The following is a 26137-nucleotide window of genomic DNA, read 5'->3' as shown; positions in this document are numbered from 1 at the left end:
TGTCCTTGCGCTGCCGCAAATGCGGCTTCAGTGCGAACGAAGATAGTCGGCGAGAACGAGGGCGTGGTTGTGTTCGGTATCATGGGCGGCATAAAGCAGCGTGACGCGGCCCTTCGCCATCAGCTCCTTCATGTGTGCCACGGCTTCGGGATTGGCCGCCAGTTCCTCATGATAGTGCCGGGTGAATTCCGCGAAGCGTGACGGCATATGCGAGAAATTCTTGCGCAATTCGTTGCTGGGCGCGATTTCCTTCATCCACAGGGAAAGCTGTGCGGTTTCCTTGCGCATGCCGCGTGGCCACAGCCGGTCCACCAGAATGCGTGCGCCGTCATCATCGCTGGCGGCGTCGTAAATCCGTTTGATCCTTATCTCGGACATGGGCGGCCTCCTTCGCTTCGCAAGTGAATGATTTATAGCGGCTTTTGTGAAACTGCACCCGAAAATCTCCCTGTCTTTGCGTTCGCTCAAACCGGTGCTGGCGCGCTGCGGTTAGGTTCCTGCCCGCAACTGACCTGACAGGACCATCTATGAGACCGTTTCCCGCCGCCATCGCCCGCCCCATGAATTTTCTGCCCCTTGCCGTGGTGCAGCGAGCGACGGCGGCGATGCTGGCGCAGATCATGAAACGACATCCCGATCTGTTCGGTCGGCTGGGAGAACATTGCAACAAGCGTTTTACCTTTCTTCCCGTCGATCTGCCCTTCGCCTTCATGGTGGAACCGGCGCGTCCCGCCATCACCGTCAGCCGCAAGGGCCGTCTGCCGAAGGCGGATGCGGCGGTCGAGGGGCCGCTCTTCATGCTGCTTGCACTGATGGAGGGGCGGCAGGATGCCGATGCGCTATTCTTCTCGCGTGATCTGAGTGTGACCGGCGACATGGAGGCGATGCTGGCGCTGCGCAATGCGCTCGATGACAGCGGCATCGACCTGCCGCGTGATCTCGGTTCATTTGCCGGACCCTTTGCACCGGTGGTAACGGGCCTCGCGAACCGCTTGCGTGGCCATGTTCTATCCGAAACGCGGGGAGGTGAGGCATGGAACTGATCTGTCCGGCGGGAACGCCCGCCGCGTTCCGCGAGGCCGTGGATGCCGGCGCAGACGCCGTCTATTGCGGGTTTCGCGATGAGACCAATGCCCGCAATTTCCCCGGCCTCAATTTCTCCCGCGAGGAGCTTGCCCAAGCCATCGCTTACGCGAAGAAACGCGGTGTGCAGACCTTCGTGGCGCTCAACACCTTCATGCGTGCTGGCAATGAGGATATCTGGTATCGCGGCGCGGCCGATGCCGTGAAGGCGGGAGCGGATGCGTTGATCCTTGCCGATTTCGGCCTGATGGCGCATGTGGCGGAACACCATCCGCAGCAGCGCATCCATGTCTCCGTGCAGGCTTCTGCCTCCAATGCCGATGCGGTGAATTTTCTCGTCGATGCCTTCGGCGCAAAACGCGTGGTGCTGCCGCGCACGCTGACGATTGCCGACATCGCCCGGCTGGCGCGGCAAATCCGCTGCGAGATCGAAATCTTCGTGTTTGGCGGCCTCTGCGTCATGGCGGAGGGGCGTTGCTCGCTTTCATCCTACGCCACCGGAAAATCACCCAACATTAACGGCGTCTGCTCGCCGGCGAGCCATGTTCGTTACCGGCAGGATGGGCAGGAACTGGTGTCGGAACTCGGCGATTACACCATCAACCGCTTTCCAGATGGAGAGGCGGCGGGTTACCCAACGCTGTGCAAGGGGCGTTTCGAGATTGCCGACGACAAGTCCTATGCCTTCGAGGACCCGGTATCGCTTGACGTGATGGACCAGATCGATGCCTTGCGCGACGCGGGTGTGAGCGCGCTGAAGATCGAGGGCCGCCAGCGCGGCAAGGCCTATGTGGCGGAGGTGGTGTCCACCCTGCACCGGGCGCTGGCCGCCAGCGCCGAAGAGCGGGGACGGCTGCTCTCACGCCTGCGGCTCTTAAGCGAAGGCCAGCGCACAACTGTCGGTGCTTACGAGAAACGCTGGAGGTGATGGCGATGGCAAAAACCGCAAAGGCCACATTGGCGCTCGGCCCGGTCCTTTATCTCTGGCAGGGCGAGAAATGGCGCGATTTCTATTTCCGCATCGCCGATGAGGCTCCTGTCAGCCATGTCTATCTCGGCGAAACCGTCTGTTCCAAACGGTTTCATTTCACCGAGCCGCATCTGGCCGAGGTGATCGAGCGGCTGGAGAGTGCCGGAAAACAGGTGATCCTCTCGACGCTTTCACTGGTGACTATGGAGCGGGAAAGCCGCCAGCTGCGCGGCCTGATCGCCGACAGTCCCTATCCCGTCGAGGCGAACGACCTTTCGGCGCTCGGCCTGTTGCACGGCACGCCTCATGTCGTCGGGCCAATGGTGAATGTCTATAATGCCGCCACCGCGCGGCTGCTTTCGTCTCGCGGCGCGACCGCTATATGCCTGCCGCCGGAACTGCCGGTAACTTCGGTGGAACGTATCGTAGCGGAAACGCCTGATGTGGAGTTCGAAATCTTCGCTTTCGGCCGCCTGCCGCTCGCCATTTCGGCGCGCTGCGCCCATGCCCGCGCCAAGGGCAATATCAAGGATAATTGCCAGTTCGTCTGCGGTGACGATCCGGACGGACTACCGGTCCGCACCCTCGACCGGCAGTCGTTTCTGGCGCTGAACGGCGTGCAGACGGTGTCGCACACCTGCCAGTCGCTGCTTGGCGAATTGCAGGATCTGGCCGTTGCCGGCATCGCCCGCTTCCGGCTGTCGCCGCAGGATTGCGACATGGTGGCCGTGGCGCAGATTCACGACGATGTTCTCGCCGGCAGGGTGGATGTGGAAAACGGTCTCCACCTTCTGCGAAAAGCCTATCCCGACGTGCCTTTTTCCAATGGTTTTCACCACGGGCAGGAAGGGGTGGCCTGGATCGCCCGTGCCCGCAACACGGCGCATGGAGCGAACCTATGATGATGAGCGGACAAAACCAGCAAGCGGCCGTAGCACCGGGCGGGGCGGATATTGCGGCGGCGATCCATCTGGTGCGCAATGTCGTTTTGCAGAGCGCACTCGATTGCGGTTGCCGCGACAAGGTGCATGAGGCGCTGCGCGAACTTGAGGATTTTGAGCGCCAGCGCAATATAGTCAAGCTTCTGGCTGCCGCCCGCGAGGAGCGGCGCAAGATCGGGCTTCTGATCGAGATGCTGGCGGATTTTGCCGAGGACGATACGGTCGATGAAGGTGTCGTCGAAACGGCGAGCCTGATGTTTCTCGATATCGCCGCCTCCGCTCAGGAAGGATCGCGAATTCTGCGTGACGCCCTGTCTCTCAAGACAGGCGAATAGGCCTGCTTTCCGACGCTGTTTGATCCTGCGCAAAGAGCGACCGCTTGCAAAATGTCACTTCCAGATGGGTGACGCACCTGTGGCCGGAAGATCGACCCGAGTGGGCGTCACACGCATTAAGGCGCGTTCGGCGCGAACAAGGATCAGGACCATGGCTTATCTCACCCGTCGTCAGGCGCTTTCGGCCTTTTCGGGATTGACGGTGGCGACACTTGCCGCGCCGCATCTTCTGAAGGCGGAAACGCCACTCACCTTCTATGGCCCTCCTGCCGCGCCCTCAGCCGTGCTGGCCCATGCTGTAAAAGGCGGGTTCCTGAAGGATGTCGCACCTGGGGCCGTCTTCAAGGCCTGGAAAACCCCAGATGAAATGCGCGCCGCTGTCGCCTCCGGCTCCATGGGGGCGGTAGTGATGCCAAGTTATGGTGCCGCCAATCTCCATAATCGCGGCCTTGACCTTGGGCTTCTGAACGTGCTGACCACCGGTCTGCTTTACGTCGTGTCGAAGGGCGAGACGCTGACGTCGCTGGAAAGCCTTTCCGGCAAGACGCTGGCTTTGCCTTTCAAGAACGATATGCCCGATTTCGTGCTGCGCCGCCTTGTTGCCGAAAACGGCTTGAAGCCCGGCGATATCACGCTGGAATATGCGGCTTCGCCACCGGAAGCCGTGCAATTGCTGCTGACGGGCCGGGTGGATGCGGCCCTGCTCAGTGAACCGGCTGCGACCGCTGTGTTGATCAAGGCAAAGTCGTTTTTCATGACCGTTCACCGCACCATCGATATCCAGAAGGAATGGGCAAAGGTGGCGGGCAAGCCGGAAATCCCGCAGGCGGGTCTCGCCCTGACGTCGCAGGTTCAGCAAAAGCTCGGCAAGGCGGGTATAGAGGCTTTGCAGGCCGGCATGGAAACGGCACTTGCCAGTGCCGCCGCTGACCCGCAAACGGCGGCCGCCGCCGCGGCCGATGCTCTCGGTTTCCCGCCGGAAATCATCGCTGCCTCCTTCCCCACAAGTCATTTGTCGGCACTGAAGGCGAGTGCGGCGCGCGCCGATCTCGAGGCATTTTACGACGAGCTCGCCAAGGCCGACCCGGCAATCATCGGGGGGCGGCGGCCGGATGACGGCTTTTATCTGGTGTAGCAGGCATGGACCGCATTCTTGAAAGTCTTGGCTGGACGGGTCGCTATCTCTGGGCGGGCTGGGCCGGGCTTTCCGGCATTTTCTGTTTTCTCGCCGCCTGGCAGGCCGGACATGAGATTTACGGCTCCTTCATCCTGCCCTCGCCGGGTGAGACTTTCGCGGCAATCGGGCTTCTGGCGGCGCGGCCGGATTTCTTCGCCATCCTGTCGCAGAGTGCTGTCAGGGCGTTGACCGGTTTTGCCATCGCCGCCGGCATCGGCACGGTGGCGGGTGTGGCGGCGGGCTATTCATTCGCTGCCATGCGGCTGATGAAGCCTGTTGTCACCGTCCTTCTCGGCGTGCCGCCCATCGGCTGGATCGTGCTGGCGCTCATCTGGTTCGGTTCGTCGGGCGGTACTGCCGTCATGACCGTTGTCATCGCCTCGGCCCCCGTTTCTTTCGCAGGCGCGCTGGAAGGGGTGGCCAAGCGGGACCGTCAGCTGGAGGTGATGGCGCAGGCCTTTGGCGCTCCGTGGTTTTACCGGCTGCGCACCGTCACCATGCCGCATGTGCTTTCCTATCTCTTCCCGGCATGGACGACCACGGCCGGAAGCGCCTGGAAAGTGACCGTCATGGCCGAGCTTCTGTCGAATTCCGGCGGCATCGGCGGTGAATTGGCAACAGCACGGGCGCTGTTCGATATCGCGCAGGTCAGCGCCTGGCTCACCATCACCGTCGCGCTGGCGCTCATCACCGATTACGGCCTGCTGCATCTGCTGCGCGAAGCGCTGGAACGCTGGCGTGCCGCCGGATTGCCATGGGGTGTCAAACGATGAGCGACCATTCCGTCTTGAGTTTCGAGCATGTCGGCCACGCCTTTCTCGGCCGCAGCCTGTTCGAGAATTTCGATCTCCGTATAGCGCCCGGTGAAACAGTCGCCCTGCTTGGTCCCTCCGGCAGCGGCAAGACAACGATTTTGCAGATCGCGGCCGGCATCATCGATCCCGTTCGCGGCCGTGTGCGGCGCAATTACCACCGGCAAGGTCTGGTTTTTCAGGAGCCGCGGTTGCTGCCATGGATGACGTTGATCGACAATATCGCCTATGGTCTCGCTGCGGCGGGCATGCCGAAACGGCAACGGCGGGAGACCGCCGGGCAGTTTGCCCTGGAAGTCGGTCTGGAAGAGACGGATTTTCACAAATATCCGGTCGAGCTTTCCGGCGGCATGCGCCAGCGTGCCGGGGTGGCGCGGGCGCTTGCGGTGGAACCGGACATGCTGTTTCTGGACGAACCCTTCAGTGCCGTTGATGTCGGCCTGCGCCGGCATTTGCAGGAGCTTCTGGTGGATGCCGCTCGCAGGCGTGGTTTCTCCACGCTTCTCGTCACTCACGATCTTCATGAAGCGCTGTTGGTGGCCGACAGGCTGATCGTGCTCTCAGGTGTCGATGGCCGCATTGTTGCCGCCCATACTCCGGCCGGTTCACCGGGGCGGCGTATGGCACGCGCGGTGTTCGACGAGGTGGAATTCCTGTCCGAGAGCCCGGCTTTCGCCGAATTGTTTTCGGCAAAGGAGCGGATGCGATGAGGCAACCACCGATCCTTTCGGAAGCCCTACGGCTGTTTTTCCCTCTGGCCGCCCTGCACGGCGCGGTCTGGCCGTTTTTGTGGATCGTCATCGGCGGCTATGCCCTGCCTTTCGCCAATGTCGTTCCCCCATCGCAATGGCATGCCCATGAAATGATTTTCGGCACCTATGGCATGGCGCTCGCCGGTTTTCTCGGTTCGGCAGTGCCTGAATGGACCGATACGAAAGCGGCAGCGGGCCGTACGCTGCTTTGTCTCGCCGGCCTCTGGCTGCCGGGTCGCCTGATCGGCTTCGTCGGGGCCGATGCGTGGAGCCTGCTGGCGGGCTTTTTTGATCTGGCATTTCTGCTCGCGCTCTCCGTGCTTATCGGCAAGGCGATGCTGGTGCGGCGAACGACGAAACATCTGGCGTTCCTCGTCTGGCTCATTCTGTTTGCGGCGATGGAGACGGGCGTGCGCTACGCTTGGTGGATCGGTGATCTGGAACTTGCAGCTCGCTTTCTGGAGGCGGCGCTGTGCATCTTCACCGTGCTGTTTTCGCTCTCGGCCGCCCGCATCAATGTGGTCGTCATCAATCTGGCGCTCGATCCGAGCGGCGAGACCACGCCTTACCGGCCACATCCCGGCCGCCAGCACATGGCGGGCGCCATGGTGACGTTATACATGGTGGCAAAACTCTTCTTTCCGGAAAGCGATGTTTGCGCCTGGCTGGCGCTTGCGGCCGGTGCGGCATTTTTTGACCGGCTGGCGGAATGGTTCATCGGGCGTGCCACTTTCATGACCGAAGTCCTGCTGCTCGGTCTTGGCAATGCCTTTGCAGGTGCGGGTTTTCTGGCGCTCGGGGCGGGGCGGCTCGGTTTTTCCGTCACGCCCGCCGCTGGCCTGCACCTGTTGTCGGTGGGCGCACTTGGCTGCGCCATCATGGCTGTGTTCATCATCGCCGGGCTGCGGCATACCGGACGCAACCTCATATATCTGCCGTGGCAGGCGCATATGGCCGCCGCCCTGATGGTGGCGGCCGGGCTGATCCGCATCCTGCCGGAATTCGATTTCGCAGCGTTCGTGTCACCCTATCATCACGGCCTCAGTGCTATCCTGTGGGCGGCAAGTTTCGGCGTCTGGCTTCAGGGCTTCCTGCCCTTCATGCGTGCGCCCGGTGTTGATGCAGGGGGAGCTTGTGGCTGAGGTGCAACGTGTTCCTCTCACCTTCCACGCCTTCGTGTCGCCTGATTATTTTTTTGGCAAAAGCGCAATATGAAATCAGTGACTTAGGCCGGCCCTATTGATGAATGTTATTTCTAATAAATAATCAATAAAATCAAGTGGTTGAATATTTCTGCCTTTTGGCCGATGATAACTCGAACCGAACAGGGAAACGCGAATATGCCCAAAATAGTCGCGCCTCTGCACGCAGATGGAAAGCCGAGCCGGACGAGGGAGCTTATTACCTTCGCCGTTCTGGCTTTTGGGATTTGGCCTGTGCTGGCGGTCGGATTTGTCGGAGCCTATGGTTTTATCGTCTGGATGTTCCAGATCATTTACGGGCCGCCGGGACCACCCGGCCATTGAGGGCGAAATGACGATGGAAGTCTCTCTCAGCCGTCGTGACTTTCTGCGCGGCGGACAAAAACGGGAAACACGTATCTGTCCCCCCGGGGTCGCGTTGAGCGACCTCGCCGCCTGCAGCGGTTGCGCAAAATGCGCGGAAGTCTGCCCCGCCGGCATCATCACCATGTCGGGTGGCTTGCCCTCGGTCGATTTCTCGGCCGGGGAGTGCACCTTTTGCGGCAAATGCGCGGAAGCCTGTGCCGAGCCGGTTTTTAGCATATCTCAGGCGCAGCGCTTCGATCATGTCATGGCGATTGATGATGGGTGTCTCGCCTTCGGTAATATTGATTGTCAGGCCTGCCGCGATGCCTGTCCGACCGAAGCCATCCGGTTTCGTCCGCGCCGTGGCGGCCCCTTCGTGCCCGAGCTTGTCGAGGATGCCTGCACCGGCTGCGGGGCTTGTGTGTCCGTCTGCCCAACGGGTGTGATCAAGATCAAGGAAACAGCCACGGAGATGCAATATGCCTGAAAATACAGGCCGGTATCATGTTTCAAGTGCTGTCGTGGCGGTGATGCCGCAGATGCGGGACGCCGTGTTCGCAACGCTATTAACCCTCGACAATGTCGAGGTGCATGCCGAGGGCAACGGCAAGATCGTCATCGTCATAGACGGCACGAGCACCGGCATGCTGGGCGATACGCTCACTTATATTTCGACACTCGACGGTGTGATTGCCGCCAACATGGTTTTCGAACACGTCGACACAGAGGAGACAGGCGGCGATGAGCAGCGAACTGACGCGGCGTGATCTATTGAAGGCCCATGCCGCCGGCATTGCGGCGGCAACGGCGGGCATTGCATTGCCGGCCGCCGCCCAGCCGGTGCCGGGCGGTGTGTCCGCATTGCAGATCAAATGGTCGAAGGCGCCCTGTCGCTTCTGTGGCACGGGCTGCGGCGTCATGGTTGGTGTCAAGGAAGGCAAGGTTGTCGCCACCCATGGCGACATGCAGGCGGAGGTCAATCGCGGCCTCAACTGCATCAAGGGCTATTTCCTCTCCAAGATCATGTACGGCAAGGACCGGCTGCAGACCCCGCTTTTGCGCAAGAGAAACGGCGTCTATGCCAAGGACGGCGAGTTCGAGTCGGTGAGCTGGGACGAGGCCTTTGACGTGATGGCGCAGCAGTGCAAGCGGGTGTTGAAGGAGAAGGGGCCGACCGCCGTCGGCATGTTCGGCTCGGGCCAGTGGACGATCTTCGAAGGTTATGCCGCGACCAAGCTGATGCGGGCCGGTTTCCGCTCCAACAATCTTGATCCCAATGCCCGCCACTGCATGGCCTCTGCGGCCTATGCCTTCATGCGCACCTTCGGCATGGACGAGCCGATGGGCTGTTATGACGACTTCGAACATGCCGATGCCTTCGTGCTCTGGGGTTCGAACATGGCGGAGATGCATCCCATTCTGTGGACCCGCATCGCCGACCGGCGTCTGGGCTTCAACCATGTGAAGGTGGCGGTGCTTTCGACCTTCACTCATCGCAGCATGGACTTGGCCGATGTTCCGATCATCTTCAAACCGGGTACGGACCTCGTCATCCTCAATTACATCGCCAACCACATCATCAAGACCGGGCGGGTCAACGAAGACTTCGTGAAGAACCACACGAAATTCGTGCGCGGCGTCACCGATATCGGTTATGGCCTGCGTCCCGACAATCCGGTGGAGGTGAATGCCGCCAATTCCGCCGATCCGACGAAGACGGAAGCGATCGATTTCGAGACCTTCAAGGCCTTCGTGTCGGACTATACGCTGGAAAAGGCCGCGGCCATGACCGGAGTGGAAGCCGGGTTTCTGGAAGAACTGGCCGAACTTTACGCCGACCCGAAACGTAAGGTCATGTCGCTCTGGACCATGGGTTTCAACCAGCATGTCCGCGGCGTCTGGGCCAACCAGATGGTCTATAACATCCATCTTCTGACGGGCAAAATCTCCGAGCCGGGCAACAGCCCGTTCTCACTCACTGGCCAGCCGTCTGCCTGCGGCACGGCGCGCGAGGTGGGAACCTTCGCCCACCGCCTGCCGGCGGACATGACGGTGACCAACCCGGAACACCGCAAACATGCCGAGGAAATCTGGCGCATCCCGCACGGTATCATCCCGGAAAAGCCGGGTTACCACGCCGTGCAGCAGGATCGCATGCTGCATGACGGCAAGCTGAATTTCTACTGGGTGCAGGTCAACAACAACGTTCAGGCCGGTCCCAACACCAAGAACGAGACCTATCTGGGTTATCGCAATCCCGAAAACTTCATCGTGGTCTCGGATGCCTATCCGACCATCACCGCCATGAGCGCCGACCTTATCCTGCCCGCCGCCATGTGGGTGGAGAAGGAAGGAGCCTACGGCAATGCGGAGCGGCGCACCCATGTCTGGCACCAGCTGGTGGAGGCGACAGGTGAGGCGCGCTCTGATCTCTGGCAGCTGGTGGAGTTTTCCAAACGCTTCACCACGGATGAGGTCTGGCCGGCGGAACTGCTGGACGCCAATCCCGCTTATCGCGGCAAGACGCTGTTTGAGGTTCTCTACAAGGACAGCGATGTCGGCAAATTCCCGCTGAGCGAAATCAATGCGGATTATAAGAACCAGGAATCCACGGATTTTGGCTTCTACCTGCAAAAGGGTCTGTTTGAGGAATATGCCGCCTTCGGGCGCGGTCACGGCCACGATCTGGCACCTTACGATGCTTATCACGAAGTGCGCGGCATGCGTTGGCCGGTGGTGGACGGCAAGGAAACGCTGTGGCGTTACCGCGAGGGTTACGACCCCTACGTCAAGCCGGGCGAGGGCGTGAAGTTCTACGGCAACAAGGACGGCAAGGCGGTCATCATCGCCGTGCCCTACGAGCCGCCGGCCGAATCCCCCGATGAGGAATTCGATACCTGGCTGGTGACGGGCCGCGTGCTGGAGCATTGGCATTCCGGCTCCATGACCATGCGCGTGCCGGAGCTCTACAAGGCCTTTCCCGGCGCGCGTTGTTTCATGAATGCCGATGATGCGCGCAAGCGCGGGCTCAATCAGGGCGCTGAAATCCGCATCGTTTCGCGCCGTGGCGAAATTCGTTCCCGCGTGGAAACGCGCGGCCGCAACCGCATGCCGCCCGGCGTCATCTTCGTTCCCTGGTTCGATGCCAGCCAGTTGATCAACAAGGTGACGCTCGACGCAACCGATCCCATCTCCAAGCAGACGGATTACAAGAAATGCGCAGTCAAGATAGAGCCAGTCGCATGATCGGGAAGCACGGATGGATCGCCGCCACGCTTTTGGTCGTGGCCGTGGCGACGGGGGCTGTTGCGCAGATGGTGCCGGAATTGTCTGGCCCGCGTGGCGACGCCATGCGCACCGAACCCGCCAAACCCCTGCCGAAATGGGTGATCGACGATATCAGGCGCATGCGCGCCTATCCCGAACAGCCGCCGGTCATCCCGCATTCAATCGACGGCTATCAGCTGTCGGTCAATGCCAATCGCTGTCTGTCCTGTCACAAGCGCGAATTTACGCAGGATTCCGGCGCACCGATGATCAGCGTCACCCATTACATGACGCGGGAAGGCCAGATGCTGGCGGATGTTTCGCCACGGCGTTATTTCTGCACCGCCTGTCATGTGCCGCAGGCCGATACCCGGCCGCTCGTGCCCAACACGTTCGAAGACATGAGCACGATGGGCGTCAAACCGGCGGGTAGCGAATGATGATCGCCCGAGTGAAAAAGCTCCTCGCCTGGCTATGGGCGGTCCTGACGACGCCGGCCGCCACGCTCAGCCTCGCCTTCCTCACGCTCGGCGGTTTCGTCGGCGGCGTCATGTTCTGGGGCGCCTTCAACACGGCGCTCGAAATGACCAACAAGGAAGCCTTCTGCATTTCCTGTCATGAGATGAGAGCAAATGTTTATGAGGAGCTGACCCGGACGGTGCATTTCTCCAACCGTTCCGGCGTGCGCGCCTCCTGCCCGGATTGTCATGTGCCGCATGAATGGACCGACAAGATTGCCCGCAAGATGCAGGCTTCCAAGGAGGTCTGGGGCAAGATTTTTGGCACCATCGATACGCGCAAGAAGTTTCTCGACCATCGCCTGGAGCTTGCACAGCATGAGTGGTCGCGCCTGAAAGCAAATGACAGCCTTGAATGCCGCAACTGCCACTCCTCCGCCGCCATGGACTTTACCAAACAGACGCAGCGTGCCGCAGACATCCATTCTAAATATCTGCTGACGGGCAAGGCAACCTGCATCGATTGCCACAAGGGCATCGCCCATGAATTGCCGAATATGGAAGGCATCGATCCCGGCTGGAAAATGCCGCCGGCGCTCAACGATGAACCGGGACAGACGGCGTCTGCGGTCGATGATCTGCGCCGCGCCATGAGCGATGTGCACAGGAACGTTTTCTGAGCATCAGATGCGGGCATGGGAAGCCGGGTCAGGCCCGTCCGGCTTCCTCGATGAACCGGCGCAATAGCGGCAGATGCCGTCTTTCGGCAAGGCAGACGGCGTATTCGTCGATCAGTTCGCGGGCATCGCCCAGAGGAACGAAGGAAAGCCGCGCATCGTGGCCGAATTCCAGATCGGCGACCACGCCGCATCCCACCCCGTTGGCAATCGCTTCCCGCACGCCTTCTCTGGAGGAGATTTCGATCACCGGCTGGATGGTGATGCCGTGATCGGCAAGGTTTTTTTCGAAGATTTCACGCGTGCGCGATCCGCGCTCTCGCATGACGAAGGACAGGCCTTCCAGTTCGGCCATAAGAACGTTCTGCCGCGCAGCCAGCGGATGCGAGACGGGGACGCATAGACCAAGCCGCATGCTGAGAAACTTGACGCCGTAAAGGCGCGGATCGTCGGGCGCGCGGGCGGTGATGGCGACATCGGCCCGGTAATCGATGATCTGCTCCACCACCCGTGCCGAATTGTCGACCGAAAGGGAAAAGGTCAGCTGCGGCCGCTCGGCCTTCAGCCGCGAAAGAATGGGAAGCGGCAGAATTGGGCCATCGGCTGCAACGCGTAAGTGCCCGCCTGCGGCACTTTCCCCACCGCGAAGGAGGGCTTTCGCCTCATTTTCCGCCTGGAACAGGCGCGCGGTGATTTCGAACAGGCGTTCGCCCTGCGGGCTAAGGCTTACCCCCCGCGGTTTTCTCTCCAGAAGGTTCACGCCGCTGATCGCCTCCAGTTCCCGCACATGGGCCGAAAGGGTGGACTGGCTTATCGCCATGTCCCGTGCAGCCTGGGAAAAACCGCCCGATTGCGCGACGATATGAAAGGCCTTCAGCTGCGTGGTCGACATGGGGTCCTGTTCTGCCGCCGGTCGACACGACTGGCGCTGATGCGGAGTAATTATCGGTGAAAACGCTGACAACTCCATGACGCCTGCGGGATGACTTTATTAACCTCACTGCGAAACCGATGGCGGGCATGGGAAATCGCTATGGCGCGTTTACGATTTGTTAGGAATTCGTCATCGGCGCGTTAGTCGCTGTCCTTAATCGTGCCGGCATGGCCAAAGGGCCAACCCGTTTCACGCAAAAAGGTCAATGAGATGACGACACCTCAAAACTCGATCGCCAATCCCATCGAATCCTCTTCTGATTGGCTGCTGGCCATTCCTCGCCTGTCGCGCGAGCAGGGCATTCTCATTTCGCCGAACGGCATTGGCCTCGCGACCTCCTACAGCCTCGTTTACGACGCCTACTTCCCGACAGGCGGTTTTGCGGCGAACGGCGCCAAGTGGATACCCTTTCTACAGACAGATCCCACCAATGCCAGCGACAACGATATTTTCGGCAAGACCGTCGGCATGGAACGCTACGGCCTCGGCACAAGCGGCGATTTCCGCGGCACGGCCAGGCTGGACGCCTGGAACCGTATCGGTCTTACGATCGAAAAAGACGCCAGCGGCGGCGTATCGATGAAGAAATACATTAACGGCGATTTCATCTCGGAACAGAAGATTGCCGCCTCCGGCGCGGGACGTTTCGCAATCGACCTCGCCAAGGGCTTCCTGATCTTCTCCGATGATAACGGGCAGACCTCTGCCGGTTACCTCAGCAATCTTCTCTTCTTGAAAGGCCCGCTGACGCAGGACGAGATGGCGGTCCTTGGCGGCGTCAAGGCGGGCGGTATTCTGCCGGATACGATGAGAGAGGCGGTTCTCGCCTCCGCCCCGCTTGAATTCCGGTTTACAGAGGGTTCCACCGCACCGGCCATTGGCGAGGGCGCCATCGGCGGCAAGAATGTAGAGCTTTCGACCACGACGGCAAAGGACGCTGGAATTCCGGCTGTCGGCGAACAGCCTGCGCCGGTCGATCCGGCCGCCGCCGCCAAGACCGCCGCCATCAAGGACATGATGGTGACGCCCGATGCGCAGAATGTCACGCTTGACCTTTCCAAGCATTTCTCCGGTGAAAACCTCACCTTTACCGTGCAGAACAGCAAGAACGAGATCCTCACCGCGGCGGTGACGGACGGAAACAAGCTGGTGCTTGACTTTTCGGCTCTCGGCCACTCCGACATCCGCGTGACGGCCACCGACGCCGCGGGCACAAGCGTGACGGACGACTTCCGCGTGCGTGTGGCAGGCCCCAATGCCTACACCATCGCCGTTTTTCCCGATACGCAGGACTATACGTCCAATGACGGCATCAAGCATGTATTCGGCGAGATGACACAGTGGCTGATCGACAACCGCCAGAACCACAAGATCGTCTTCATGAGCCATGTGGGTGACGTCACCCAGAACAATCAGAGCGGCGAATGGGACATCGCCGAGGCGGCGCTGCGCAAGCTCGACGGCAAGCTTCCTTACGCGATCCTGCCCGGAAACCACGATCAGGCGAATGGCGGAAGTGCCGCCGACCATTCTTCCAACGAACTGGATCGCCGTTTCTCGGCGGAAAAGCAGGCCGCCGCCAATCCCGGCGTCTTCGGTGGTGCTTACGATCAGGAGCAGGCTGCCGGGCGCAATACCTATAGCACCTTCACCGCGCCTGACGGCACCAAGTGGCTGTCGATCTCGCTCGAATTCGGCCCGCGCGACGACGTGATCCGCTGGGCGGGCGACGTGATCGAGAAATATCCCGACCATCGCGTCATGCTGGCGACGCATTCGCTGACAAGCTATGCGACGCGCCAGGACAATCTGGCCCTGCCGCTTTATGACGAAGGCGCCGGTTACGACTATGGCATGCGCACCGACCAGCGCGGCGCAAACGACGGCGAATATGTCGCCCGCATATTGCTGTCGCGTTATCCCAACATCGTCATGACCTTCTCCGGCCATATTTTCGGCGACGGCGCGGAAACGGACATCACCTACAACCAGTATGGCGAACCGGTCTTCCAGTTCCTCGTCAACTACCAGAACGGCGTGTCGCGCGAAATTACCGGCAATGGCGATCAGGACAAGGGTGATAATGGCGGTAACGGCGCGATGCGCCTGATCACAATCGATCCCGACAATAACCGCATCACCACCGAAACCTATTTCACCGCCTTCGACGACTATCTCGACGGTTATCGCACCAAGCCGGAACTCGATCGCGACGGCCTGACCGGTTATTATCGCGGCCATCAGGAAGTGTTTGAGAATGTCTATGTCGGCAAGGGCACGGCGCGCGCCATGGCCGAGGCCGGGGACGACATCGTCGCCAACGCCACTGCTGGCGCGTCTTCCGCAAGCGTCGCGTTATCCGGTGCAAAGTCGCTGCTCGCGGGTGAGGTTCAGAGCTTCGTCTGGACCGACAAAAATGGCGATATCGTCGCCGAAGGCAAGGAAGCGGTGGCCGATCTCGCTCTCGGCAAGCACAAGCTGACCCTGACGGCAACGGATGTGAACGGCGTCAAGACCAGAGACACGGTCGATGTTCTGGTGCGCGGCGACCGCACTCTGCTTGTTGAAAACTTCAACGACGGCAAGGCCGACGGCTGGGCCACCGATTTCGGCGGCGCCGACGGCAATACCGGAGCTTTCCTGCTAAAGGGAACGGTATTTTCCCGGCCGACCGGCAGCGCCAATCTCGCCGCGCCGGAGGCAGCGCTTTTCGACCAGAGCGATGCGGTGGGCAACAAGCTCGTTTATATCGGCGCTCAATCGGCTGGCTGGAGCGACTACGTGCTGGAGGCGACGCTCACTCAGCTTGATAACGATGCGATGGGCGTCTATTTCTACTACAAGGATGCGAATAATTATTATCGCTTCGCCATGGACGGTGAAACAAACCGTCGCCAGCTGGTAAAGGTCGCCGATGGCAAGGCGGTCCTGCTTGCCGAGGTCAAAGAAGGCACGCCTTATAACATGGAAATCCCGCTGACGGTTGCCGTAGTTGGCGGTGCCATCAACATTTTCCTCGGTGACAAGAACGTGTTCGGCGGCCCCCTCATGGACGCGACCGCACCGCTTTCCGGCGGCACTATCGGCGTCTATTCCAGTGGCCAGCGCGCTTCGGTCTTTGACGATATCGTTGTCACCAGGGCCGTTACGACCGCAAAAGCGGGTATCGACCAAAGAGCCTATGACATCGATGGCGACGGCAAGGCTTCCGTCACGCTCGATGCGTCGGGTTCCTTTGGACCTGAGCAACTCACCGGATTCGTCTGGACGGACCTCAAGGGCAATGTCGTCGCAACCGGCAAGAAGGCCGATGTCGCCCTCGATGCGGGCGTCAACAAGCTGCTTCTGAAAGTGACCTCCGCCAATGGTTCCGTTTCGACGGATCGCATCGATGTCACGATCGTCGACCGGACGAAAATCCTGGTCGCCGAGGATTTCTCCTCGGCCGAGGCAATGGCGCGTTTCAAGGTTGTCGACGAGGGCGAACTCGGCGGTATCGGACCGGACGGCAAAGCGTCCGAATGGCTGGTCTCCGATGGCAAACTGCTTCAGACGACCGGACTTGCCAGCCGCGAACTGACGTGGACTGGAGCAACGGCGACAGACTACTGGCAGCGCGGCTGGAGCCCGCTTGGCGATGGCGTTAACGTCCTTCGTCTCGGCACCTACGCCCTGTTCAATGACCCGGCGGCGCTTGCATGGACCGACTACGCCATCGAGGCGACAATCCAGACGCCAGACAAAGACGGTCTCGGCTTCCTGTTCCGCTACAAGGACAGCAAGAATTACTACAAGCTGGAATTGGATGCTGACGGCATTCTCGACCGCAGTCCAAGAAACGGCGCCGGCAGCATCTTCAACCTCGTGCGCATGAAGAACGGCATCGAGGAAATTCTGGCCCAGGTTCCGGGTAAATACGAACCCGGCCAGGCGATGAAACTGCGCGTCGAGGTCGTCGCCGACAAGATCACCGCCTTCCTCAATGACGAGGCCCTGTTCGCCTATCCGATCGGCGACCGCGAACTCGATGCTGGTACCTTCGGCCTTTATTCCTGGGGCAATGCCGGTCTGACCTTCGACAATCTGACTGTCGTCGACCTGAAACTCGGGCTTGATGCAGGCAATATCGTCAACGGTACCGATGGGCACGACTTCCTTGAAGCCAAAACTGCCGACACGACGATCCTCGGCCGTGACGGCAATGATACGCTCCTCGGCTCAACAGGCGATGATCGTCTGGACGGTGGCAATGGTGATGATGCGCTGATTGGCGGCGCGGGCCGCGATGCGCTTTCCGGCGGTGCCGGCAATGACAAGCTCTGGGGCGATGCCGGCGACGACATGATTTCGGGTGGTCTTGGCGATGATTTCATCGAGGGTGGCCGTGGCAACGACCTGCTGATCGGTGGCGATGGATCGGACCTCTATCGTTACGGACGCGGCGATGGTTCCGACACCATCTTCGAGGCTGCGCCGGCATCTCGGGCGACCGACATTCTTTACCTGCACGATATTGCCAGAAATGAAGCCGTTCTGCGCAAATATGGCCAGTCCGTCGAAATCGAACTGGCGGGCGGCGAAAAACTGTCGCTGCACAACCAGCTGGCGGATGGCAGTATCGAAATGCTGCGTTTCGCTGATGGTACAAACCTCAGCCGCGAGGCCATCGCCAAGGGTCTCGTGAACCGGCGTCCGGTCGCGGTGTCTGAAACGCTTGCCGCGATCGATGAGGATGCCGCATCCTTCCTCATTCCGTTCAGCGCCCTGCTTGCGAATGACAAGGACGCCGATCTGGACATATTGACAGTGGCCAGCGTTTTCCGTGTCGTTGGCGGAACGGCGGCTCTGGAAGAAACCGGCATCCGCTTTACCGCGGTCGCCAATTTTAACGGCAAGGCATCTTTCAGCTACAAGATCGCCGACGGTCGCGGCGGTTCCAATGAAGCTGCCGCCGCCTTCACCATCAAGCCGGTCAATGACGCGCCTGTCGCCGCCTCCATCGCCGTGACTACCAACGAGGATATCGCCCTTAAAGGCAATGTCGTCGCCTCCGACGTCGATGGCGACACACTTTCCTATGCCATCAAGACGGGCGCAAATGCCTCGAAGGGCACTGTCGCGATGGATGCCGCAACCGGTGAATGGGCCTATACGCCGAACACAAATGTCAACGGAACCGACAGTTTCACGGTTGTCGTTTCGGATGGCAAGGGCGGCAGCGTCGAGAGCGTGGTGACCCTGACGATAGCTCCCGTCAACGATGCGCCTGTTGCTGTTGCGGACAAGATTGCGCTGGCGGAAAGGGACAAGGCCGCTTTCGATCTCGTCGCCAACGACACCGACGTGGAAGGCGACCGTCTTGCACTCGTCAGCATCGCCGTGACGGCGGTTGCGGGCCTTGCCATAACCAATCAGCAGGCGGCTGCCGCCTTCTCGACGGTGGACGGCAAGCTGGTTGTCGATCCTTCCTCCGCCTTTGCGGCGCTGGAGGATGGGCAGCTGGCGACCGTGACGCTCAGCTACACGGTTCGTGATGCAAATGGCGGCGAAGCCAAGGGCACCACGACGGTCACCGTGGACGGCTATACCGAATACAACATCGTTGAAGGCGGTAATGGCGACGACATGCTGATCGGGACCAGCCGCAAGGACATGCTCGAAGGCGGCGATGGTGACGACACGATGGTTGCCGGTGAAGGCAACGACATGGTGGATGCCGGAGCCGGTAACGACCGTGTTCTCGCCGGCGAGGGCAATGATGTGATCGACGGCGGCGCGGGCAATGACGTGCTGATGGGCGGATCCGGTAATGACGTTATAAGCGGTGGAGCTGGAAACGACACGCTGAATGGCGGCGCAGGTGATGATACGCTGAGCGGTGGCACCGGCAATGATACCCTGACGGGTGGCAGCGGTGCCGACACCTTTGTTTTCGCCGCCGTTAATGGTCGCGATGTCGTCACCGACTTCGAGGCCGGTGCGGAGGGCAAGGATGTCGTTCAGCTCTCGAAGGATGTCTTCGCGGACTACCAGACGCTCATCGCGTCCGGTTCCTTCACAAATGGGGAAAACGGCGCTGAGATTGCCTTCAACGATGGCTCTTCCATCACCTTCGCCAATGTGAAGACAGAACAATTCGCCATCGACGACTTCCGCTTCGCCTGAACCATGAAAGGCGCATCCGATCGGATGCGCCTTTTTTCGCTCGCAGGCGCCTGTCACCGGTACGTTATCGCCGGCTGATATCGCCATCGCGATCTCAACGGATAGTAAAAATGCGTTTTCACTCTGCCAATAATAATGTTCGCCAGATCAAGGGTGTGTTCGCCGGCTGTGCCGGCGCTTTCATCGGCATTGGGCTGATGAGCGCTCTGGTCAATATTCTTTATCTCACCGGCTCGCTGTTCATGATGGAGGTCTATGACCGCGTCCTGCCGAGCCGCAGCCTGCCGACGCTGGTCGCCCTGTTCGGCATCGTCGTGGTTCTTTACGCGTTTCAAGGCCTGTTTGATGCCCTGCGTGGCCGTTTGCTGGTGCGGCTTTCCGATCGCCTCGATCAGGCGCTGTCATCGAAGATCTACGATGCGGTTATCGGCCTTCAGCTGCGCCTGCCCGTCAGCGGCCGTCAGGCGCAGCCGCTTCGCGATCTTGATACGATCCGCTCGTTCCTGTCTGGCAGCGGGCCGCTTGCGTTGTTCGACCTGCCCTGGCTGCCATTTTACATAGCCATCTGTTTCGCTTTTCATTTCTGGCTCGGTGTCACCGCACTTGCCGGTGCGGCCATTCTGACGATTTTCACGCTGATGACGGAGCTGGTGTCACGGCGTCCGGTGGAGGAGGCGGCGCGCCACTCCGCCAAACGTAACCGACTGGCCGAAACCAGCCGCCGCAATGCTGATATTATTTCTGTCATGGGAATGGCTTCGCCACTACGCGAACGCTGGCAGGCGGATAACCGCGCCTATGTCCGCGAGCAGAGATCGGCAAGCGACGTTGCATCCGGTTTCGGCGTGGCGAGCAAGGTACTGCGTATGCTGCTGCAATCCGGCATCCTGGCGGTCGGTGCCTGGCTCGTCATTAATGAGCAGGCGACGCCGGGCATCATCATTGCCGGTTCCATCCTGTCGGCGAGGGCGCTGGCGCCGGTCGATCTCGCCATCGCCAACTGGAAAGGTTTCATTGCCGCCCGGCAAAGCCGCCGACGTCTCGAAAAAACGCTGGCGCTGTTGCCGGAAGGGAACGCGCGCATGGATCTGCCCGCGCCGCACGCCCTTCTGTCGGTCGAGCGGGTCGGTGCAGTTCCGCCGGAAGCGGCCGAGCCGGTATTGCAGGACATTGTCTTTACGCTCGCCGCCGGAAGCGGCCTCGGTGTGATCGGTGCGAGCGGCTCCGGCAAGAGTTCGCTGGCGCGGCTTCTCGTCGGCCTCTGGCGGCCGCTCAAAGGCGCCATTCGGCTGGATGGTGCGACGCTGGACCAGTGGCCGGCCGAGGCGTTGGCCCGCCATATCGGCTACATGCCGCAATCTGTCGAACTGCTGGACGGCACAATCGCCGAAAATATCGCCTCCTTCGATCCGGAAGCGAGTTCGGAAAAGATCATCACGGCGGCGCGTGCGGCGCGAATTCACGATCTCGTTGTCAGCCTGCCGGATGGGTATTCCACCGAGGTCGGAGAAACCGGACGGCAATTGTCGGCGGGGCAGAAACAACGGATCGCCCTTGCGCGAGCGCTTTATGGTGAACCGTTTCTGGTCGTGCTCGACGAGCCGAATTCCAATCTCGATTCAGAGGGTGAGGATGCGCTGACCGCGGCCATTCTCGGGGTTCGCGAACGTGGCGGCGTGGCCGTCATCATCGCCCATCGTCCAAGCGCGCTTTTTGCCGTGGACAAGGTGTTGATGCTTGCCGACGGCCGCCAGCAGGCTTTCGGTCCGAAGGAGGAAGTGCTTGCCAAGGTGCTGCGCCCGGTTGGCGGCACGGCAGGCGCGCTCAAGGTCGTGCAGGCGGCGGAAACAGGAAAGGCTTGAAAATGGATGAATGGCAGACACTCAGGCGCTCGATCCGCAATCACCTTGTTGTCGGAGGTCTCGGATTTCTGACCCTGACGGGCCTGTTCGGCGGTTGGGCGGTTGGCACGGAGATTGTCGGCGCGGTAATTGCACAGGGATCGCTGGTGGTTGAAACCAGCCTCAAGAAAGTCCAGCATCCGGCGGGCGGCGTCGTCAGCGAGCTGATGGTGCGCGACGGCGACCGGGTAAAGGCTGGCGATGTGGTGATGCGCATTGATGCGACAATGACGAAGGCCAATCTGGCCATCGTCGTCAAAAGCCTCGATCAATTTACCGCTCGCAAGGCGCGGCTTGAAACTGAGCGCGACCGAGCCGGTAGCGTGGTGTTTCCGCAGGCTTTGCTCGTTCGGGCCGATGATGCCGAGATTGCCGCGGCGATGAACGCGGAGCAGCGTCTTTATGAAACCCGCAAGGCCGTCCGTGAAAGCAAAAAAAGCCAGCTCGAACAGCGTGTGCGGCAGCTTCGTGATGAGATAACCGGCATGGAGGCTGAGCGGGCAGCAAATTTCCGCGAGCAAGGGATGGTCGATGAGGAATTGAACCGCTTTCGCTCCCTGCACGAAAGGGGCCTGATGGAAAGAAGCCGGCTCAGCACGCTGGAGCGTCAGGCGACGGATATCGAAGGCGATATCGGTCGGCTGATGGCGGGCATTGCCGGCGTCGAGGCGAAGATCAGTGAAACGGCACTGCAAATCCTTCAGGTTGATGAGCAATGGTCGGAAGAGGTCGGCTCGGACCTGCGTGAAATGGAAGCCCGCATCGGCGAATATGTCGAGCGGCGCGTGGCGGCTGAAGACCAGTTGAAACGTGTCGATATCATCGCGCCGCAGGATGGCGTCGTGCATCAGCTTTCGGTGCACACCGTCGGCGGTGTTGTGGCGCCCGGTGAGCCGATCATGATGATCGTACCGGAGGTCGACAAGCTGGTGGTTGAGGCCAAGGTTGCGCCGCAGGATATCGACCAGATCTATTATGGTCAGCTGACGAACCTGCGTTTCTCCGCCTTCAACCAGAAGACCACGCCGGAAATCACCGGAACGGTGGAGCGCATTTCCGCGGATGTGACGGTGGACCAGAGAACAGGTGCCAGCCACTACGTGGTGCGTGTCGCAACCTCTCCGGAGCAGATAAAGCGGCTTGGGGAATTCAGCCTGATGCCCGGCATGCCGGTGGAAGCCTTTATCACTACCGGTGAGAGAAGCGTTTTGTCGTATTTTCTCAAGCCTCTGCTCGATCAGGCTAACCGGACGTTCCGCGAGGTCTGACGGTTTGTGCGTCGGGTTATCGGCCGGCAGAAGCGCCGTGACGGGAAGGACAGGCGGCCAGCAGAGGTCTTGCCCATCCTTCCCGTAAACGGTTGGGATGAGGGTGAGCAGAAGCTCAGTGCCGACCTAACCGGCATTTCTTTCTGAAAACGATGCGGCTTGTGACGAAAAGCCGGCCACACAGGATTCCGAAAAAACGAAGCGTCGATATTACCCTCAAGAAAAACGCCGTGCATCCTTCAGGCGCACGGCGTTTTTTATCATAGAACCGGCTTTCCATTGTACGGGCAGCCGGTTCTTTTGTGCTTATGCGTCAGCCGATCTGCGCGTTGTCGTCACGCTTGATGGCGATGACGGCAGAGCGCGGCAGCTTGCCTTCGCCGTCCGGGAAGGGGGCGTCGGGGTGCTGGATGCCGACGAAGTGGGTGCGCTTGTCGCCGGACCATGTCTGGCCGGTGACTTCGGAACCCTTTGGCGCGGTCAGGAAGCGCTCGATGCGGCCGGTGGCCGGGTCGCCCGCCAGCATCTGGTTGTTGCCCTGGCCGGCGAAGTTGCCTTCGTTGCTGTCTTCACCGTCTGTCTGGATCCAGAGCAGGCCGGTACTGTCGAACATCATGCCGTCGGGCGAGTTGAACATGTTGCCTTCGTTGATGTTCGAGGAGCCGGCAAAGGCGTCCTTGTGAACGGAAGGGTTGCCGGCCATGCAGAACAGGTCCCACTTGAACTTTGCATCGGCATGGTCGTCATTTTCCGGATACCAGCGCACGATCTGGCCATATTCGTTCTTCTCGCGCGGGTTGGCGGCATTGATTGCCATGGCGTCGCCGCCGGCATTCGCACGCAGCTTGCCGTCCTTCATTTCGCCGCGGCGGCTGTTGTTGGTCAGCGCGCAATAGGCTTCGATGGCGACCGGGTTGATGGCGACCCATTCCGGGCGGTCCATGGTGGTCGCACCCACCTTGGAGGCGGCCTGACGGGTGAAGACGCAGATTTCGTCGATCTTCATGCCGGTGGTTTCAGGCGTGAGAGCCATCCACTCGCCAGCGCCGTCGTCGGAGAACTTGGCGACGTAGAGCGTGCCTTCGTCGAGCAGTTTGGAGGTATCGCCGCCCGGAACATAGATGCCGTTGGAGACGAATTTGTAGAGGAATTCGCCACGCTCGTCGTCACCCATGTAAACGACGACGCGGCCGTCACGGGCAATCACCACGGCGGCGTTTTCGTGCTTGATGCGGCCAAGCGCGGTGCGCTTGATCGGGGTGGAGGAGGCGTCCGAAGGATCGATCTCGACCACGTAACCGGCGCGGCGTGGTTCGTTCGGGTTCTTGGCAACGTCGAAACGTGCGTCAAATTTCTCATAGGCGTAGCGCGTCTCGGCGACGATGCCATAACGCTTGTAGTCATCGGGCAACTTGAAGGCGGTATCGGCAGTGCCGAAATAGCCGTTGAAGTTTTCCTCGCAGGTGAGGTAGGTGCCCCAGGGCGTGCGGCCGGCACCGCAATTGTTGAAGGTCCCGAGACAGTCGATACCATCAGGATCGGCTGCTGTCTTGACGAGATCGGAGCCGGCGGCCGGGCCGGAAAGCTTCATTGGTGTATTGTGGTGGATACGGCGGTTGAACGGGCTGTCGAGAACGATTTCCCAGCCTTCGTTGCCTTCCGCGACTTCCATGACGGTGACGCCCTGCATGTTCTGCAGAATCTTCACGTCGTCGGCCGTCTTCGGGTTGCCCTTGTCCGTGTGCGGCAGGTTGATTTCCGGGTTTACGTATTCATGGTTGACGGCGATCAGCTGATGGGCGCCGACCATGAAGAGTTCCATGCCGTCGGTGTTTTCACCGAAAACCTTGTCGGAGTTTTCAACGCTGACAGCCTTGGCCGGGTCGAGATCGGGAACGTTGGAGAACAGCGGCTGGCCCCACTTGGCAACCGGCTTCCAGCTATAGCCTTCCGGCACGTGAATGGTGTGGTCGGTGGCGGCGGCTACCGGCTTGAAGGGGAAGCGGCCGGCGGCGGCTTCCTGCGCTTCGGCCGAAGTGCTGGTCATCAGGTTGCCGAGCGTGCCCATGGCAGCTGCGGCCGAGCCGAAGGCCAGCACGCCACCGAGGAAACCGCGGCGGGAAATTGCGGTCTCGACCACGCGGTCGAAATCGGTTTCGGCCGGCGGCGGGTTTTGCAGTTCATCCCATTCGTCCCAGGACAGCTTGCTCGTATCGATGTCGGTCATGTCGTATCTCCACCATGTTTGGAATCATTCCAACAAGCTGCGTACCGCTTGAGTATTTCACACGGATGACGGGAGGAGTGGCTTTAAATATGAGATTATGAGAACAGAATTTGCCATTTTTCCCTCATTGCGGGAGAAGGACGCGCGTAAGCACGAGGCCGTCGAAATGGCCAAAGCGGAAGGAAATCTCAGTTCCCTCACGCCAATTGCCGGTGAGGTCGGCGGTTAGTCGAAGTGAGCCCGAGCCATCCGCATCGTAAGCGGATAATTCGGCCGCCTCAAAAAAGAAAAGCCGTTTCACAGTTGGATAAAGCGCCTTGAACAGGCTTTCCTTGGCTGAAAAAATCAGCCCGGTCATGAAGGGATCAATGTCTTTTCCTAGCTTGTGACGCTCATTCGCCGTCAAAGCCTGTGGGGCAATATCGCGGGCTTCCTCTTCGGTCAAAAGCTTTTCGATATCGATGCCGATGCCACAGAAGCGGCTGTCGGAGCCAGCAAGGGCAATCGCCCGGTCGCGGCTGTGGGAAATCGCGCCGACCACGCCTTCGGGCCAAATCGGCGCGCGGTCCTCTCCCATGCCTGGAAAAATGGGCCGGCCGGTGAGATGGCGTATGGCTTCCGCCGCGCATCTGCGCCCGGCGATGAATTCCGCCCTGCGTCGGGCCGTAGCGAGCAAAAGCTGCGGCGGCAAGGGAGGGACCTCGCCGCCGCAACCTTCGCCGTCGCTGTAACGAAGGGTGAGGCAATGGCAATCGCATCTGTCGCCCGGCCAAGGCCAGATGGCCTCGGGTGGATCGCCGGAGGCGGCTTTGCGATGAAACGCTGTTGCGATGGCCATGTCCGTCACCCTCATCCAGCGGCCGAGGTCAGGCGGCGAGCGTTGCGCCGCCGTCGACCACGATCTGCTGCATCGTCACGTGGCCAGCCTGATCGGAGGCGAGAAACAGCACCGTATCGGCAATATCGTCCGGCCTTGCGATCTTGCCGAGTGGAATGCCAAGCTTGAACTGCTTCGGCAAGCCGGCAACCAGCCGCTCCTTGCCGTCGGGATCGTTCAGCATACCGGCCAGCATCGGCGTATCGGTGGAGCCGGGTGAGACCACGTTGCAGCGCACGCCATAGGGTGCAAGCTCAAGGGCGGCGCAATGGCTCAGGCTGACCAGCGCCGCTTTGGAAGCGCAATAGGCCAGCATGCCGATGCGCGGTACCACGGCGGCATTGGAGCCGACATTGACGATCGCGCCACGCCGCTGCCGTTTAAAGACACCGCTCCATTGCCGCAGCAGATAGAACGGGCCTGCGGCATTGACATCCATGCAGGCTTTCCAGTCTTCCGGCGTCAGGCTTTCGCTGTCGCCGAGCCGCAAAATGCCTGCGGCATTGACGAGAATATCAAGACCGCCCCATTCGCTTTCGATTGCCTTGCATACTCTCTCCACCGCCGCAGCGTCGGTGATATCGAGGACAATCTGGCGGAAGGAGGCTTCCGTTGTGTCGGCCAGAAGATCGAGGCCGATAACCTCGGCCCCTTCCTCGATGAAACGTTCGGCGATGCGGCGGCCGATGCCTTGGGCCGTGCCTGTCACCAGCACACGCCGCCCGGTAAATCTCTGTTGCGTCATT

General features: G+C 60.6%; 22 protein-coding genes. 17 read left to right on the top strand and 5 right to left on the bottom strand.

Annotated elements, in window-relative coordinates:
- Positions 1-27: 27 nt before the first annotated feature.
- Positions 28-378: a DUF488 domain-containing protein gene (locus tag DXT96_RS18360; RefSeq protein WP_149900831.1), complete on the bottom strand. Its 351-nt coding sequence runs from the start codon at positions 376-378 to the stop codon at positions 28-30.
- 149 nt (positions 379-527) lie between these two features.
- On the opposite strand from DXT96_RS18360, the gene DXT96_RS18355 reads away from it, so the two are divergent.
- From DXT96_RS18355 to DXT96_RS18290, 14 genes are all read left to right on the top strand, one after another.
- Complete coding sequence (locus tag DXT96_RS18355) at positions 528-1043, top strand: SCP2 domain-containing protein (protein ID WP_153515864.1); 516 nt, start codon at positions 528-530, stop codon at positions 1041-1043.
- Positions 1034-2011 (top strand): peptidase U32 family protein, encoded by a 978-nt coding sequence (locus DXT96_RS18350; protein ID WP_153515863.1) that lies wholly within the window; start codon positions 1034-1036, stop codon positions 2009-2011. Before DXT96_RS18355 ends, DXT96_RS18350 begins: the two co-directional genes overlap by 10 nt.
- Positions 2012-2016: 5 nt before the next feature.
- The gene (locus DXT96_RS18345) at positions 2017-2955 is read left to right on the top strand and encodes a U32 family peptidase (RefSeq protein WP_153515862.1); all 939 of its coding nucleotides are present in this window, start codon (positions 2017-2019) and stop codon (positions 2953-2955) included.
- Positions 2952-3329, top strand: coding sequence for a hypothetical protein (locus tag DXT96_RS18340; protein WP_153515861.1), 378 nt, complete (start codon positions 2952-2954; stop codon positions 3327-3329). The genes DXT96_RS18345 and DXT96_RS18340 overlap by 4 nt, the downstream gene beginning before the upstream one ends.
- Positions 3330-3480: 151 nt before the next feature.
- Positions 3481-4464 (top strand): ABC transporter substrate-binding protein, encoded by a 984-nt coding sequence (locus DXT96_RS18335; protein ID WP_153515860.1) that lies wholly within the window; start codon positions 3481-3483, stop codon positions 4462-4464.
- Between the two features lie 5 nt (positions 4465-4469).
- Positions 4470-5279, top strand: a complete 810-nt coding sequence (locus tag DXT96_RS18330) for an ABC transporter permease (RefSeq protein ID WP_153515859.1) — start codon at positions 4470-4472, stop codon at positions 5277-5279.
- The gene (locus tag DXT96_RS18325) at positions 5276-6028 is read left to right on the top strand and encodes an ATP-binding cassette domain-containing protein (RefSeq protein ID WP_153515858.1); all 753 of its coding nucleotides are present in this window, start codon (positions 5276-5278) and stop codon (positions 6026-6028) included. The genes DXT96_RS18330 and DXT96_RS18325 overlap by 4 nt, the downstream gene beginning before the upstream one ends.
- Positions 6025-7212 carry an NnrS family protein gene (locus DXT96_RS18320; protein WP_153515857.1) on the top strand — a complete coding sequence of 396 codons (1188 nt, stop codon included), beginning with the start codon at positions 6025-6027 and terminating at the stop codon, positions 7210-7212. Before DXT96_RS18325 ends, DXT96_RS18320 begins: the two co-directional genes overlap by 4 nt.
- 198 nt (positions 7213-7410) lie before the next feature.
- Entirely contained in the window at positions 7411-7596 is a 186-nt protein-coding gene (gene napE / locus DXT96_RS18315; protein WP_046800942.1) for a periplasmic nitrate reductase, NapE protein, read from the top strand.
- Between the two features lie 7 nt (positions 7597-7603).
- Entirely contained in the window at positions 7604-8104 is a 501-nt protein-coding gene (locus DXT96_RS18310; protein ID WP_153515856.1) for a ferredoxin-type protein NapF, read from the top strand.
- Positions 8097-8384 carry a chaperone NapD gene (locus tag DXT96_RS18305; protein ID WP_149900841.1) on the top strand — a complete coding sequence of 96 codons (288 nt, stop codon included), beginning with the start codon at positions 8097-8099 and terminating at the stop codon, positions 8382-8384. The genes DXT96_RS18310 and DXT96_RS18305 overlap by 8 nt, the downstream gene beginning before the upstream one ends.
- Positions 8359-10863 (top strand): periplasmic nitrate reductase subunit alpha, encoded by a 2505-nt coding sequence (gene napA, locus DXT96_RS18300; protein WP_153515855.1) that lies wholly within the window; start codon positions 8359-8361, stop codon positions 10861-10863. Before DXT96_RS18305 ends, napA begins: the two co-directional genes overlap by 26 nt.
- The gene (locus DXT96_RS18295) at positions 10833-11324 is read left to right on the top strand and encodes a nitrate reductase cytochrome c-type subunit (protein WP_153515854.1); all 492 of its coding nucleotides are present in this window, start codon (positions 10833-10835) and stop codon (positions 11322-11324) included. The genes napA and DXT96_RS18295 overlap by 31 nt, the downstream gene beginning before the upstream one ends.
- A gap of 2 nt (positions 11325-11326) precedes the next feature.
- A complete protein-coding gene (locus DXT96_RS18290; RefSeq protein WP_309574415.1) occupies positions 11327-12022 on the top strand; it encodes a cytochrome c3 family protein in 696 nt (231 codons plus the stop codon).
- A 28-nt stretch (positions 12023-12050) separates the two neighbouring features.
- On the opposite strand, the gene DXT96_RS18285 is transcribed toward DXT96_RS18290, so the two are convergent.
- Positions 12051-12911, bottom strand: a complete 861-nt coding sequence (locus tag DXT96_RS18285) for a LysR substrate-binding domain-containing protein (protein WP_153515853.1) — start codon at positions 12909-12911, stop codon at positions 12051-12053.
- 252 nt (positions 12912-13163) lie between these two features.
- Between DXT96_RS18285 and DXT96_RS18280 the strand changes: the two genes are divergently transcribed.
- The 3 genes from DXT96_RS18280 (at position 13164) to DXT96_RS18270 (ending at position 22287) form a co-directional block, all read left to right on the top strand.
- Positions 13164-19118, top strand: a complete 5955-nt coding sequence (locus DXT96_RS18280) for an Ig-like domain-containing protein (RefSeq protein WP_153515852.1) — start codon at positions 13164-13166, stop codon at positions 19116-19118.
- A gap of 110 nt (positions 19119-19228) precedes the next feature.
- A complete protein-coding gene (locus DXT96_RS18275) occupies positions 19229-20980 on the top strand; it encodes a type I secretion system permease/ATPase (protein ID WP_153515851.1) in 1752 nt (583 codons plus the stop codon).
- A gap of 2 nt (positions 20981-20982) precedes the next feature.
- Positions 20983-22287, top strand: coding sequence for an HlyD family type I secretion periplasmic adaptor subunit (locus DXT96_RS18270; protein WP_153515850.1), 1305 nt, complete (start codon positions 20983-20985; stop codon positions 22285-22287).
- Between the two features lie 313 nt (positions 22288-22600).
- On the opposite strand, the gene DXT96_RS18265 is transcribed toward DXT96_RS18270, so the two are convergent.
- From DXT96_RS18265 to dhbA, 3 genes are all read right to left on the bottom strand, one after another.
- Positions 22601-24514 (bottom strand): PhoX family phosphatase, encoded by a 1914-nt coding sequence (locus DXT96_RS18265; protein WP_153515849.1) that lies wholly within the window; start codon positions 24512-24514, stop codon positions 22601-22603.
- A gap of 124 nt (positions 24515-24638) precedes the next feature.
- A complete protein-coding gene (locus DXT96_RS18260) occupies positions 24639-25352 on the bottom strand; it encodes a 4'-phosphopantetheinyl transferase (protein ID WP_153515848.1) in 714 nt (237 codons plus the stop codon).
- A 28-nt stretch (positions 25353-25380) separates the two neighbouring features.
- Positions 25381-26136, bottom strand: a complete 756-nt coding sequence (gene dhbA / locus DXT96_RS18255; RefSeq protein ID WP_153515847.1) for a 2,3-dihydro-2,3-dihydroxybenzoate dehydrogenase — start codon at positions 26134-26136, stop codon at positions 25381-25383.
- Position 26137: the final 1 nt, after the last annotated feature.

This window comes from Agrobacterium sp. ICMP 6402 (genome assembly GCF_009498615.1).
GTDB classification, from domain to species: domain Bacteria; phylum Pseudomonadota; class Alphaproteobacteria; order Rhizobiales; family Rhizobiaceae; genus Agrobacterium; species Agrobacterium burrii.
This window is presented reverse-complemented; position numbering and strand designations above follow the sequence as displayed.

Coding starts and splice junctions, on each gene's coding strand:
- DXT96_RS18360 (WP_149900831.1), bottom strand. CDS start 378: ATGTCCGAGATAAGGATCAAACGGATTTACGACGCCGCCAGCGATGAT.
- DXT96_RS18355 (WP_153515864.1), top strand. CDS start 528: ATGAGACCGTTTCCCGCCGCCATCGCCCGCCCCATGAATTTTCTGCCC.
- DXT96_RS18350 (WP_153515863.1), top strand. CDS start 1,034: ATGGAACTGATCTGTCCGGCGGGAACGCCCGCCGCGTTCCGCGAGGCC.
- DXT96_RS18345 (WP_153515862.1), top strand. CDS start 2,017: ATGGCAAAAACCGCAAAGGCCACATTGGCGCTCGGCCCGGTCCTTTAT.
- DXT96_RS18340 (WP_153515861.1), top strand. CDS start 2,952: ATGATGATGAGCGGACAAAACCAGCAAGCGGCCGTAGCACCGGGCGGG.
- DXT96_RS18335 (WP_153515860.1), top strand. CDS start 3,481: ATGGCTTATCTCACCCGTCGTCAGGCGCTTTCGGCCTTTTCGGGATTG.
- DXT96_RS18330 (WP_153515859.1), top strand. CDS start 4,470: ATGGACCGCATTCTTGAAAGTCTTGGCTGGACGGGTCGCTATCTCTGG.
- DXT96_RS18325 (WP_153515858.1), top strand. CDS start 5,276: ATGAGCGACCATTCCGTCTTGAGTTTCGAGCATGTCGGCCACGCCTTT.
- DXT96_RS18320 (WP_153515857.1), top strand. CDS start 6,025: ATGAGGCAACCACCGATCCTTTCGGAAGCCCTACGGCTGTTTTTCCCT.
- napE (WP_046800942.1), top strand. CDS start 7,411: ATGCCCAAAATAGTCGCGCCTCTGCACGCAGATGGAAAGCCGAGCCGG.
- DXT96_RS18310 (WP_153515856.1), top strand. CDS start 7,604: ATGACGATGGAAGTCTCTCTCAGCCGTCGTGACTTTCTGCGCGGCGGA.
- DXT96_RS18305 (WP_149900841.1), top strand. CDS start 8,097: ATGCCTGAAAATACAGGCCGGTATCATGTTTCAAGTGCTGTCGTGGCG.
- napA (WP_153515855.1), top strand. CDS start 8,359: ATGAGCAGCGAACTGACGCGGCGTGATCTATTGAAGGCCCATGCCGCC.
- DXT96_RS18295 (WP_153515854.1), top strand. CDS start 10,833: ATGCGCAGTCAAGATAGAGCCAGTCGCATGATCGGGAAGCACGGATGG.
- DXT96_RS18285 (WP_153515853.1), bottom strand. CDS start 12,911: ATGTCGACCACGCAGCTGAAGGCCTTTCATATCGTCGCGCAATCGGGC.
- DXT96_RS18280 (WP_153515852.1), top strand. CDS start 13,164: ATGACGACACCTCAAAACTCGATCGCCAATCCCATCGAATCCTCTTCT.
- DXT96_RS18275 (WP_153515851.1), top strand. CDS start 19,229: ATGCGTTTTCACTCTGCCAATAATAATGTTCGCCAGATCAAGGGTGTG.
- DXT96_RS18270 (WP_153515850.1), top strand. CDS start 20,983: ATGGATGAATGGCAGACACTCAGGCGCTCGATCCGCAATCACCTTGTT.
- DXT96_RS18265 (WP_153515849.1), bottom strand. CDS start 24,514: ATGACCGACATCGATACGAGCAAGCTGTCCTGGGACGAATGGGATGAA.
- DXT96_RS18260 (WP_153515848.1), bottom strand. CDS start 25,352: ATGGCCATCGCAACAGCGTTTCATCGCAAAGCCGCCTCCGGCGATCCA.
- dhbA (WP_153515847.1), bottom strand. CDS start 26,136: ATGACGCAACAGAGATTTACCGGGCGGCGTGTGCTGGTGACAGGCACG.